The organism is Streptomyces sp. NPDC006393 (assembly GCF_040628575.1).
GTDB lineage: Bacteria > Actinomycetota > Actinomycetes > Streptomycetales > Streptomycetaceae > Streptomyces.
Window position 1 is genome coordinate 83,201 of sequence record NZ_JBEXZD010000005.1, and the last position, 12,277, is coordinate 95,477.

General features: G+C 68.6%; 8 protein-coding genes and 1 pseudogene. 5 read left to right on the forward strand and 4 right to left on the reverse strand.

The window, feature by feature from the left end:
- Position 1: 1 nt before the first annotated feature.
- A complete protein-coding gene (locus tag ABZ484_RS04145; RefSeq protein ID WP_358864345.1) occupies positions 2-2,293 on the forward strand; it encodes a glycosyl hydrolase in 2,292 nt (763 codons plus the stop codon).
- A gap of 504 nt (positions 2,294-2,797) precedes the next feature.
- Here the strand turns inward: ABZ484_RS04145 and ABZ484_RS04150 are convergent.
- On the reverse strand, positions 2,798-3,484 hold the full coding sequence (locus ABZ484_RS04150) for a TMEM175 family protein (protein ID WP_358864346.1): 687 nt from the start codon (positions 3,482-3,484) through the stop codon (positions 2,798-2,800).
- 532 nt (positions 3,485-4,016) lie between these two features.
- Complete coding sequence (locus ABZ484_RS04155) at positions 4,017-5,480, reverse strand: carboxylesterase family protein (RefSeq protein WP_358864347.1); 1,464 nt, start codon at positions 5,478-5,480, stop codon at positions 4,017-4,019.
- A 107-nt stretch (positions 5,481-5,587) separates the two neighbouring features.
- Here ABZ484_RS04155 and ABZ484_RS04160 point away from each other — a divergent pair, with 107 nt between their 5' ends.
- Entirely contained in the window at positions 5,588-6,565 is a 978-nt protein-coding gene (locus tag ABZ484_RS04160; RefSeq protein ID WP_358864348.1) for an Lrp/AsnC family transcriptional regulator, read from the forward strand.
- Positions 6,566-6,770: 205 nt separating this feature from the next.
- Here the strand turns inward: ABZ484_RS04160 and ABZ484_RS04165 are convergent, their stop codons facing one another.
- Both ABZ484_RS04165 and ABZ484_RS04170 read right to left on the reverse strand, forming a co-directional pair.
- Complete coding sequence (locus tag ABZ484_RS04165; RefSeq protein WP_358864349.1) at positions 6,771-7,235, reverse strand: DUF417 family protein; 465 nt, start codon at positions 7,233-7,235, stop codon at positions 6,771-6,773.
- Positions 7,236-7,980: 745 nt separating this feature from the next.
- Positions 7,981-9,336, reverse strand: coding sequence for a mycothione reductase (locus ABZ484_RS04170; RefSeq protein WP_358864350.1), 1,356 nt, complete (start codon positions 9,334-9,336; stop codon positions 7,981-7,983).
- A 459-nt stretch (positions 9,337-9,795) separates the two neighbouring features.
- On the opposite strand from ABZ484_RS04170, the pseudogene ABZ484_RS04175 reads away from it, so the two are divergent.
- The 3 genes and pseudogenes from ABZ484_RS04175 to ABZ484_RS04185 form a co-directional block, all read left to right on the forward strand.
- Positions 9,796-9,966 (forward strand): annotated as a pseudogene (locus ABZ484_RS04175) (IS5/IS1182 family transposase); the annotation flags it as partial.
- Positions 9,967-10,031: 65 nt separating this feature from the next.
- On the forward strand, positions 10,032-10,562 hold the full coding sequence (locus ABZ484_RS04180; RefSeq protein WP_358864351.1) for an IS5 family transposase: 531 nt from the start codon (positions 10,032-10,034) through the stop codon (positions 10,560-10,562).
- An 847-nt stretch (positions 10,563-11,409) separates the two neighbouring features.
- Positions 11,410-12,252: a maleylpyruvate isomerase family mycothiol-dependent enzyme gene (locus tag ABZ484_RS04185; protein WP_358864352.1), complete on the forward strand. Its 843-nt coding sequence runs from the start codon at positions 11,410-11,412 to the stop codon at positions 12,250-12,252.
- Positions 12,253-12,277 lie beyond the last annotated feature (25 nt).

The window sequence follows — 12,277 nt, forward strand, 5'->3', positions numbered from 1 at the left end:
GATGAACGGCACAGTCCCGTCGTCGTACTGGTCGTGGGCCACCGTCGGCCTCGCAGGGACCAAGCAGACGACGTACCTCGTGGACCACTTCAGCAGCACGGGGTTCGAAGCGATCAAGGACTACTGGGAGAACCACGTCCTCACCCCCGAGCTGGAGAAATCCATCGAGAAGTCCGGCGGCTCGGTGTTCTTCGACTCCCTCGAACTGAACAGCAACGGCAACCAGGTCCGCCACTGGACCGCCGACTTCCTGAAGGAGTTCCACAAGCGCCGGGGCTACTCCCTCATCCCCTACATCGCCGCGATCGGCGTCACCGACCCCGCCTACGACTTCACCGGCGGCATCGGAGAGCGGGTGCGGGAGGATTACCGGACCACCCTGAGCGACCTGTTCCGCGACTACCACCTCAAGCCGCTGATCAAGTGGGCACACCAGCGCCACCTGACGGTGCGCGGCCAGCCCTACAGTTCGTGGGGGCCCACGCCTGTCGACACCCAGGAGATGGCGGCTCTGCTCGACGTCACCGAGGGCGAGGACCGCTCCTTCAACGCCGGCAGCGACCTCGACCCGCTGATGAACCGCAGCGCCGACGCCTGGCGATCGCTGGCCAGTTCCGTAGCCCAGTCGGGCAAGAACCTCGTCTCCAGCGAGTGTTGCGCGGAGGGGTCGGCGCACCGGGTGCCCCGGTCGACTCTGCTGGCCCGCGTCAATCAGCAGTTGGTCAACGGGGTCAACATGTTCGTCTGGCACGGCTGGGGTGACAGCACCGAAGGCGCGGCCACCTCCTGGCCCGGCTTCTCGCTGTTCGGCGGCGGTGTCGGCGACGCCTACGGGCCGCAGAGCCCGACCTGGTCGGACGATGCCACCATCAACGACTACACAGCCCGTATGCAGACGGTCATGCGGCGCGGTGAACTCCGCGACGACGTGGCCATCTACCGGCAGGGCGGCGGCCACAGCAAGGACGGAGCCACCGGCGACGCCTACTTCACCGACCGGAGCCTGTCCCAAGCCGGCTACACCTACGGCTTCATGAACCAGGACCTCGTCACCGACAAGGACGCCGAGGTCAGCCACGGGCAGTTGCTGTCGGGCAGTCTGTCCTACAAGGCGTTCGTCCTGAACAACACCCCCGACGTGAACTACGAGACGCCACTCGACCTCGACACCGCCACGCGGATCCTGTCGTGGGCCAAGGCCAGGCTGCCCATCGTGATCGTGGGCGACCCGGTCGAGCGCACCCGTGGACTGCATCAGGGCTCCGATGCCGAACTGCGCAAGGTGCTGGCCGAACTCCGCAGGCAGCCCTCCGTCACACAGGTCGGCAAGGAGTCCGAGGTGCTGTCCGCCCTGCGGTCGGCGAAGGTCACACCCGCCGCGTCCTACTCCGGGTCCTCCTCCTTCCTGAACATCCGCCGCACGACCGGGGACACCAACTACTACTACTTCTGGAACTCCGGCAAGAACCGGGAGACCACCACGGTCACCCTGACCGGTTCGGGCCGGCCGTACCGCTACGACCCGTGGACCGGGAAGGTCACCCCGATCCCCGAGTACACCCGCAGGGCCAACGGAGTCCGCGTCGAGATCTCCGCCGCGAGCGGGGACGGCGTGCTCCTCGCCCTCACCCCCGGCAACGACGACACCCGTACGTTGCCGCAGGCCCGCGCGTCGGTGGTGTCCACGACCGCCGACGAGGCCGTGGTCGCAGACAACGGCGACCTTCGCGTACGTGCCGGCTCCGCCGGCACCTACACCACCCGGCTGAGCGACGGCAGCACCGTCACCTCCCGCGTCCCGTCGGTCGCCGCCATCCAGACGCTCACCAGCTGGAGTCTGGACGTACAGGCATACGTGAAGGGCGACACCGTCGAGGAGACCCGCAAGGAACCACTCGGTCCCTTCACCGTGAACGCCGGGGACGACGGCAGCCTCCCCGCCTGGCAGCACATCTCCGGCCTGGAGAACCGCTCCGGCAGGTCGACGTACCGGTCCACCGTCGACCTCGACTCTTCCGTGATCAGGAATGGCGGGGCCCACCTCGACCTGGGCCAGGTCGACGGCACCTACACCGCCGAGATCAACGGCCACGAGCTGCCCAAGCCCAACCTCGTCGACGCCTCCACCATCGATGTCTCCGGCTACCTCAAGCCCGGCCGCAACGTCGTCGAGGTGCACGTGGCAACCCTGCTCGGCAATGCCGCGTACGACGCCAAGCAGCCCTACGGCCTCGTCGGCCCCGTCGTCCTCAGGCCCTACGCGGAGAAGACCGTCGCCGAAGGGGGGCGCTGAACTGCGGACACGCAGCCCGTGACACGCTGACCCGCCAACCGGCCGGTCGCGCGGGTTCCGATGACACACCGGTGGGGCACCGGCCACCCAGCGGCCGGTGCCCCCAGCCTCGGACAACTTGCCCCACGTGCACACGGCCGTGGGGCTGTCCGCCGGCGCCGATCGATGTCTGGGCTGTGCACCCGCACAGGAGTCGGGCGAGGGAGCCGTCCGAGGGGCCGCACACTGTCGCCTTGGGCACGCCGATCAGCTTCTCCGTCACCCCCAAGGCCCCCCGGGCAGCCCCGCCCGCATGACGGCAACAGGGGCACGCCATGGAGGGGTTACTGACCTTGCCGACGCGATGTCGCGGGGGCTGACCAGTCGACGATCGCGCCGGTTTCCTCGGCACCCAGGACTCTCTGGTGGCCGCCGGCACGCGACTCGATCCGGGCGATGCCGACCAGCCGGGTCCACGATCCGGCCGCAGAAGCGGTTGGCCAGCCCGTGGACGAGCTTCGGCTGTCACGTTCGGTGCCGGCGGCCGCGTCGACGCTGCACCTTGGCGATCTCGCCCGCGATGGGAAGCCAGTAGTACGGGATGAAGGCGGCGATCACGGCAACGCCGAGAGGGGGAAGCAGGAGACCGAGCAGGGTTCCGGTGGCGAGCCAGATGAGGGCGAGCCTGAAGCGGCGGCTGATGGCTGCGACGCCGGTCTGGTCGATGGTGTTGGTGAGCAGCCGACGATCACGGCGTGCGTACCACCAGATGATGTTGAACAGAAGGTCCATGAACCAGAAAGCGGTGCCCTCGAGGACGACGGCGGTGCGTTGCCCCTGTCCGTCGCGGAACGCCGCGGCCAGTACGGAGGTGACGAACGGCAGAAACGCGATGGCCATCAGCAGCACGGTGTTGAGGAACAGCACCACCCGGTCGGCGGTGCGGATGTGGTCGAACATGATGTGGTGGTTGGCCCACACCTGCCCGATCAGCATGAAGGTGACGACGTAGGCCAGGTAGGACGGCCAGAGTGCGGCGAGTCCGTGCAGCAGGTGGCTCGTGTCGTGGGGCGGGCGGATCTCCAGGACGAGCAGCGTGATGGCGATGGCGATGACGCCGTCGCTGAACGCGACAACCCGGGCAGGATGGCGCTCGACGCCGAACGGCGTCGACGTCTTTGGCCCGTCTGGTCCATGAACAGGCTCTGTCATCGCTCCGTTGCAACGTCACTGTCGGGGGAGGCCGGAAGAACCCGGGACGCCCAGGGGAGACCGCGGGTGGGGATGGCATGGCCCACTCTAGTGGCGACGGACACCACGAAAATCCAGATCGGAAAAGTCGGGTCATACCACCAGTCCATGCCGCACGCAGACAGCATGGACCCCTCCGCGTACCGCGTGGACAAGGGACAAGGGACAAGGGACAAGGGACAAGCGAGGTCTCGCTGACGGGAATGCCGTCGCTTTGCGCCAGGAACCCCGAACGTGGCTCGCCCAGCAGCCGACCGTCAACCGGGTGCTGGGCGGGCCCGGCCGTTTGAGGACACCCTGACCCCTTGGCGTCAGCCGACGGAGATGGCCCCCGGGAGCGGGCGCACGCATGGGTTCCAGTGCGCGAGCCGGTCGGCGGCGGTCAGGGCGTACAGCCGGTCCGAGTAGTTGATGGTGGCCGGCAGGGTGCGGAACTCCGACCGGTGAGGAATGGTCGGCTTGCTGAAGATGTGCTTTATGGTCCCCTTCTCGATCAGCCGAAGTGGCGGATGCGAGCTGTGGTCGCGGGGGCGTAGGGCAGCCAGTCATTGGTCGAGCCGGCGGTGACGAACCCGGCGACGGCGGTGGCGAATTCGTGGCCCAGGGCGCGCTGGGCGTCTCCGGCCCCGACGAGGACGGGGCTGCCGGGATAGGCGTCGAAGGTGTTGAAGAGGAAGGGCAGTTCGGCGCAGTGGGTGGCGCCCAGGGCGTACGGGTCCTCGGCGGGGGCGCAGTCGAACTGGTAGACGTAGGTGGTGTTGCCGCCGGCCGCGTGATGGTCGGCGATCTCCAGCGAGCCGTCGCGGAAGAGTCCGTCGGTCAGTACGGCGGTGAAGATCTGCGCCGGTGTCGCCTGCGGGTGACCGGTCGCGTGCTGCTGGTAGACGTCCTGGGCGGCCTGCCGGCCGATCTGGGCGGTGAGCAGGTCCAGGGCGGCGGTGGTGGTGAGGTTCTGGATGCGGGGGTCGAAGGCGGTGAAGGCCGTCGCTTCGTCGCGGGTGGTGCCGATCAGGAGCGGCTTGCCCTCCAACGCGCCATCCGCGAGCGCCTGTTGCCGGGTGCGGGGCATGCCGGGGGCGCCCAGGACCGGGTACATCGGCGGGGCCGCGTTGCCCGGAACCGCGAGCCGCATGGAGAGCCGGCCATAGGCGTTCAGCAGGCGCTCGACCGGCAAGGCGCGCAGGGCCTTTGCGGGGTCGGTGCCGGCCGGGATGTCCAGCAGGCGCAGATAAGCCTCCGCGTTCTCGGCGGCCTGGTGCGCATCCTGCGGGTTCAGCCCGAAGGGGCCGCTCTGCAGCAGCAGCCGCGTGATGGATCCGTTCGTCGCGGGGGCGAGGGCGAGCATCAGGGAGGAGTAGGCCCCGGCGGACTGCCCGCCAACCGTCACGGTGTGCGCATCGCCGCCGAAGGAGGCGATGTTGTCCTGCACCCAGCGCAGTACGGCAGCCTGGTCCTGGAAGCCTAGGTTGGCCGCGCCGATCTCCGGCAGGTACAGGTAACCCAGCGGACCCACCCGGTAGTTGGCGGTGACCACCACGATGTCACCCAGGGCGGCCAGGCGACCGCCGTCGTACCAGTCCCAGCCGCCGGAACCACTGGTGAAGCCACCCCCGTGCCACCACACCAGGACCGGGCGGGACGCCCCGTCCACCAGCGCCCGGCGCGGGGTGAAGACGTTGACGGTCAGGCTGCCGTCCTCGTTCCAGTCCGGCACGCGCGGCCCCTGCACCCGCTCCAGCCGGGAGGCCGCCTGCGGCACGGACGGTCCGGCCTGCGCCGCATCCCGCACGTCCGTCCAGCCCCTGTGCGGCTGCGGCGGCGCGAACCGCAGCTCGCCCACCGGCGATGCGGCATACGGGATACCCCGGAAGCAGACCGCCTCGCCCTCTGCGCTTCCCCTGACCTTGCCCCGGTCGGTGTCCACGACCATGTGCTCGATACCGGTCACAGTGCTCACCTGCTTTCTGCCGCCTCGGTTGCTCTGAGACGTTTTTAGGCGAGCACGAAAATCTGAGCCATATATAGCAGTTCTGATCGAGGAAAAACGACATAAAATCTTGATCTATGGAGAAAGTACGCCACCAGCTGAACGAGACGGACAGCCGGATCGCGGCCGCGATGCTGGCCGCCCCGCGTGCCTCGTGGCGTACGGTCGGCCGTGTCCTGGGCATCTCGGAGCGCACAGTGGTGCGGCGTGCGGCACCGCTTTTCGGTGACGGAACCCTGCGTGCCACGGCCGTGCGCAACCCCGTGTACTTCCCCGATCTGATCCCGCTGGCCCTGCGCATCCGCTGCAAGCCCAACCGGATCAGCGCCATCGCCGCCACCCTCGCCCGCCGTCCCGACACCATCTGGGTGGACGTCCTCGGCGGCGGGGACGAAATCTGCACGATCCTGTTCCTGGACGGCCCGAACGCCCGCAACAACCTCCTCCTGCGCGATCTCCCCGCCACCCCCGCGGTCCTGTCGTGGACCTCGCACGTCCTGCTACGCGTCTTCCCGGCCGCCTTCGACTGGAGCGGCGGGCTGCTGGCGCAGACCGAACTGGCCGGCCTGCGCCTGGACATGCCCGCGGCGCCCGCGCCCCCCGCTCTCCAGCCCCTCGACCATCAGCTGATCGCCGCGCTGATCGAGGACGGACGCGCCTCGTACACCGACCTCGCCCGCCGCGCCGGCACCACCGCCCTCAGCGCCCGTCGGCGTCTGGAAGCACTCGTCGGCGGCCAGGTCCTCCGGCTCGCGACCGAAGTCGACCTCGCCCGGCTGGGCATCCGTGCCGAAGCTTTCCTGTGGATCACCGCCGCGCCCGGCAGCCTGGAGGAAATCGGCCACCGGCTCAGCCGCCACGCTCAGGTCCGTTTCGCCTCGGCCACCACCGGCCCCGCCAACCTCCTCGTGGCCATTGCGGCAGCAGACCTCGACGCGCTCTACGTCTTCCTGAGCGAGACCATCGGCGCCTTCGAACACATCTCCACCGTCGAAGTCACCCCCATCCTGACCGGAGTCAAAAGGACCGGCCTGGTCCGCCCGGGCAGCCTCTGAGCCATCCTCGCGGATGAGGAGCTGCACCACCTTCCGTTGCCGACGGCGAAGGCGATCGAAGGCGATCGAGATCGAGACCTTCGTGCCGATGGACTCCATCGACCCGATCGGCGCCGGGGAGGGCTATTACCTCGCCTCGAGCGAGCGGTTGGCACCGTTGAACCGTCGCGGGCGGAGCCAGGAACGGCTGGGGAGCTGTGACAGGCTATGGTCGTCGGATTCTGCTCAGCGACTCCGCGGCGGTGATCAGGGAAGCGCCCAGCAGCACCACGTCCTTGATCAGAAATTGGCCGGCCGGTGAGAGCTTCGGCTCTCGGCCCCGCTGGTGCCACGCCTCGGGAGTGCTGATCAGGAAACTGAGCGTAACGGTGAACATGCCGGCCGCGAGCATGCTGCCGGCAGCCGATACCCTCGGCGCCCACCGCCCGGTGCAGATCATCCCGGCGATCGTGATTTCTGTGATCCCGATGGCTCTGGCCAGTCTCGTCTCCCCGAGTCCTCTCAGCGGCCGCCGCAGCAGTGGGCTCGAGACGACCACAGGACGGATGTTCTCCACCTCGTAATCCTCGAACTTGAGCCGTCCGATGCTGGCGAGGTTCAGCACGAGTCCGAATCGGCTCGCCGTGATCCCTCCGGAGTGCAACCTGGCGATGGCGGTGCGCGCGGCCATGGCATTCTCCTGTCTTCGCACAATGGCTGCCCCGACGGTCGGTCCGTGGGTGGCGTCCGCGCTTCCCGGCGCAGCCGCAGACCCGAGGCGGACTCTGTCCGAGTATTGGGCACCGGCCTCAACCCGTGTCCTCCAACTCGACCGAGCGGGAGGGACGTTTCCTCGGCATTTCTCCCATCATGTCAAGGGCTGTCGCCGTCGGCATCTCAGGGGCGGCCGGCGCGGCTGCAGCGGCATCACGGTCCCCCGAGGGGCAGGACGCCGGTCCGACCGTCCCAGCCTCGGCTTCGCCCGGGGCGTTGGTCCCGCCGACCCACCTGGGCTGTGGTCTCCGAACCCAAGAAACGATGAGGTACCCGACTGCGTCAAAGGCCGGCTTCGTGGCACGGTGGCCGGCTTCGGCAGGGCATTGCGCCCGGACAACACACACGGTGCTGACCTCTGATGAGCGTCTCCGACGGCGCCCCTCGGACCCGGTGATACTCCAGGTCATCCGTTCGGCAGGGGCAACAGTCCTGCCGGGCCCGGTGGACAGCGGCGCTCTTGGCGGACCCAGGAAGCATGAGGGGGCAGCACGCAGGGGCTCGTGCTGTCGGCGGTACCGGCTACGCGGCCGGCTTGGCGGGTCACACGCCGGGCGCCAGTTCGCTGACGGGCCCGTCCAGGGCCGAGCTCCGGCGTGGCTGGAACCCAGCCGGGCGCCCGGGCGTTGCGCACTCGCCCGTCCTCCGGAGCGGCCAGGGCGTCAAAGCGCCAGCAGGGCCTGTTCGACGACTTCGGTCAGGGCTGGGTGGATGTACAGCACATCTCGCCCCACCTGGTCCGCTGTCAGCCCCATGGTCATGGCCTGGATCAGCGGCTGGATGAGCGTCGCCGCCTGGGGGCCGATGATGTGGGCGCCGAGGATCCTGCGCTCGGCCGGGTCGGCCAGGATCTTGACGAAGCTTGTGGTGTCCTCCAGGGCCCATCCATAGGCGGTGTCGGCGTAGGCACGCACGCTCACGCGGTAGTCGATCCCCTTCCGGCGTGCGTGCTGTTCGGTGAGGCCGACACTGGCGATCTGCGGGCTGGTGAACACCGCATGCGGTGCCACCTTGTTGGTGAGCGTCCTTACGTCCTGGGGATGCAGGATGTTGTGCCGTACCAGTCGCGTCTCCGCGTTCGCCATGTGTTTGAGCTGGAAGTGGTTCGCCGCGTCCCCGAGCGCCCACACGCCCGGCACGGACGTGCGGTAAGCGTTGTCGGCGGCGATGTGGCCGTGCTCGTCGAGTTCGAGTCCTCCTGCGCGGGCCTGCAGACGGTCGGTGTTGGGCCGGCGTCCGGTGCAGACCAGCAGCATGTCGGCCTTGAGGACCTGCTTGCCGTGCCGGGCCTTCACGGTGACGGCCACGCCGCCCCCGTGGGGTTGGACGAGGGTGGCCTGGGCGCCGAGGAACACATGGTGCCGTCGCGAGGCGAGTTCCGTGAAGCGTGCCGAGACCTGCTCGTCCTCCGTCATCAGTAGGCGCGGCCCGCGCTGCACGATGGTGACGTCCGTGCCGAAGGCGCCGAAGACATGGCCGAACTCGGCGGCGATGAAGCCGCCTCCGAGCACGATCATGGACGTGGGCAGGTCATCGATTCGCATGATGGTGTCCGAAGTGTGGTAATGCACAGTGTCCAGGCCGGGGATGTCGGGCACCGCCGGCCGCGATCCGACGGCGACGACGAAAGTGTCCGCCGTGATCTGCTCGTCCCCGACCTGGACCACCTTGGGGGCGATGAAGTGCGCCTCCTCGGTGTACACGTCGACGTCATTCTTCCTGCGGTAGTCCACCGCACTGCCGTGCAGCGGATCGATGCGGCTGAACACCCGGTCGCGAACGGTCTTCCAGTCGACGGGCGCGACGCTCGCGTGCACGCCGAGGCGTTTCGCCGCCCGGGCGTTCTCGGCTGCGTCCGCCGTGAGGACGAACATCTTGCTCGGGATGCACCCGCGGTTGAGGCACGTGCCGCCGAAGCGGTCCGGTTCGACGATGGCGGTCCGAAGATGGCCCAACTCCTCGTTGAGCAGCATGTTGCCGCTGCCTGCCCCGAGGATGACGAGGTCGTAGTGCCGCATGCCCGTCCACCTTTCACCGGCTGGACGCTTACCCGGTGTTCGATCGTGAGAGTTCGGTCGTGAGCGCGCAGTCCCACTGATCACTATTGTGTCCGGCCCGTCCTGGATCCACCACCAGCACAAAGGCGGGCCCGGCGCTCCGCGCTCCGCCGGGGAAGGGGGACCAGTCGCGCCGGCTGCGTCGGACGCAGCCACGCGGCTGTCCACGCCCAGGTGCGCGGACGGCGTTGCCCGCCGGACCGCCAGGGCCGAACAGGTGACCAAGGCGGCCGAGCACCGCCCTCGGAGCCTCCGAGGGCACGCACGCGCCGGTTCCACCGCGGCGTCGGGGTCAGCGGCCGGAGGTCCGGTTGGTCAGCCCGCTCGTTACCCGCATCCGGATGCCGAACAACCGACAGAGATCCGGCAGGGGTGCCCTGCGGCCTCCTCGAATCCCTCGGCTGCCGCCGCGCTCCGTGCGGCCCGTGGAAGACGGTCTATGAACGTCACCGGCTGTGGTCGGCCGACGGGACGTGGGAGCGTCTGCTCCAGCAGGTCCAGGCCGCGGCCGCCACGGCAGGTGAGATCGACTGGGATATCTCAGTCGACTCCACCATGGTCCGAGCTCATCGGCACGCGGCTGGCGCCCGCACCGACCCGCCTCCGGCACCCGCCTCGAAGGGGGCGAAACCAGCAGAACACCAGGGCGAAACCGCGTGGCAGAGCCTCGTCGCCCGTCTGGTGGAGGTGGTTCGGGGGGCGAGGGCCTGGGCCGCTCGCGCGGCGGGTTCACCACCAAGCTCCACCTGAGCGCGGACGCCCGCTGCCGCCCGCCGTCCCTGATCACCACGCCAGGACTGCGGGGCGACTGCACCCAGTTCAAGCCCGTGCTGGAAAAGATCCGCGTCCCCCGACCGGGGCCGGGCAGACCCCGCAAGAAGCCGGACAGCCTTGCCGCGGACAAGGCAGACAACAACGGCCCCGTCCGCGACTACCTGCGGCAACGCGGCATCCGACACACTATCCTGGAGAAGACCGACAGCCAGGCCGCCCGCCTGCGCATAAGCTCACGCGGCGGGCGACCACCAGGTTTCGACGAAGAGCGGTACAAGAAGCGCGACACCGTCGAACGAGCCATCAACAAGCTCAAGCACGCCAGAGCCATCGCCACCCGATACGACAAGCGCGGCTACCTCTACCTCGGAACCGCAACCGCCGCAGCCCTCGTCATCCGGCTCCGCACATGATCGACCGGGCAGCGTCTACTCGGCGGAGTGCGGGCCCGTCTTGCCCGTGAACGGGAAGAGCGGATAGCCCTCCACGCACTGGCCCCCGGGTGGGTGGTACGGCCAACCCATCCCAAACCGGTACAGCAAAGTCAGTGCGACGACAAAGCCGAGCGGTGCGAGCCACATGGCGGCCCGCCGGCCTCGACGGGGCCACCACCGTAGCGAGAGTTGGAGCAGAAGCAGCAGCAGAGTCATGCAGAGCCACACGACAGGCATGAGCATCTGCAGCCCTATGTTGTTGCTGGCGTCGTTCCCGAGCGGGCAACTCGCCCACGAGCGAATGGTCCACACTGTGCCGCCATACACACCCAAGGCGGAGAGGGCGGGAGCCAAGAGGTACCAGCCACACCCCGGCGCAGAAGCGGGCGACCCGCCTTCCGCCCTCGAGACGTGCATCCCTGTGCCTCCCCCGAAGACCGCGCCGCAGAGTTGACCGAGCAAGCGAGCTCGCCCCCAGCGACCGAGCTACTTCACTCACATGGACCAAAGAACGATCAATTCGGTTCCCGCTTGAGCCGCCTACGATGATCGGCCGGGGAAGTCCACGCGCCGGGCATCAACCCTCAGGAGGGCACCTGGCCACTGGTCAAGCGCGAGATCGGCAACCTCGCCGCTGCTGACCTCGCTCAGATCACCAGGGCCGTCAAGCGTCGACTCAAGCAGATCCAGTACCGCCCCGACCTGGTGGACGCTTGCCTGGCCGGCACCGGACTGATCGTGGACGGCTGACACCGTGGGGCACCCCGACGCTCCCAGGCGGAGTCTTCGATGGCAGACCACGGCTGTTGGCTGACAGGCTGTGGCCATGAGTCCCGAGGCCAACGGCGTATCCGCCACTTCTTGGCTGGGCAATCCGATCGACGCGCGTGCGCTGTTCGGTCCGGAGCTCAGGTCGCTGCTCGATACCCTGCGTGGTCTGACACCATCCGACTGGAACAGGACAGCGGCCGGGCGCTGGACGGTCCACGACGTTGCCGCCCACCTCCTCGGTGACTACTACAGCCGCCTCGGCCACAGCTACCGGAACGGTTTCGCCGACGGCGAGACGCTCGAGGCGTTCATCCACCGCACGAATCAGGAATGGGTCGAGCTACACGCCGATGACAGTCCTGCTTCGCTCATCGACGCCCTGGCATCGGCAGGCACCCAGCTCGCCCAGCGATTCGCCACAGCCGACCTTGACGCGTCCGCCCTGGGCGTGTCGTGGGCAGGCGTCGACCCCGCGCCGGCGTGGCTGGACATCGCCCGCGAGTTCACCGAGCACTGGACTCACCGGCAGCAGATCCGCCATGCCATCGGCCGCAACACCGACCCGGAGCCGTGTGCCCTGGCCATGGTCCTCGATACCTTTATGCGGGCCCTGCCCCACACGCTCCGCCGCACGTCAGCACCAATCGGAGCGCAGGTCCAGGTGATCGCCGAGGGCCCCGCCGGCGGGAGTTGGACGGCGACTGCCACGGCACACCGATGGTCGTTGGCCGAAGCGCCGAGCGGCCGACCAACCGCAGCAGTGCTGATGGATACCGAGACCGTCTGGCGATTGTCTACGCGGAACATCGACCCTGCGGACGCCCTGGACCGCGCCCATGTGCAGGGAGATCGTCGGCTCGCCGAAGCCGCGTGCCAGATCGTGTCCATCCTCTACTGACGACCTGGCCTCACCGGCCTCCACT

Coding starts and splice junctions, on each gene's coding strand:
- ABZ484_RS04145 (WP_358864345.1), top strand. CDS start 2: ATGAACGGCACAGTCCCGTCGTCGTACTGGTCGTGGGCCACCGTCGGC.
- ABZ484_RS04150 (WP_358864346.1), bottom strand. CDS start 3,484: ATGACAGAGCCTGTTCATGGACCAGACGGGCCAAAGACGTCGACGCCG.
- ABZ484_RS04160 (WP_358864348.1), top strand. CDS start 5,588: ATGGAGAAAGTACGCCACCAGCTGAACGAGACGGACAGCCGGATCGCG.
- ABZ484_RS04165 (WP_358864349.1), bottom strand. CDS start 7,235: ATGGCCGCGCGCACCGCCATCGCCAGGTTGCACTCCGGAGGGATCACG.
- ABZ484_RS04170 (WP_358864350.1), bottom strand. CDS start 9,336: ATGCGGCACTACGACCTCGTCATCCTCGGGGCAGGCAGCGGCAACATG.
- ABZ484_RS04185 (WP_358864352.1), top strand. CDS start 11,410: ATGAGTCCCGAGGCCAACGGCGTATCCGCCACTTCTTGGCTGGGCAAT.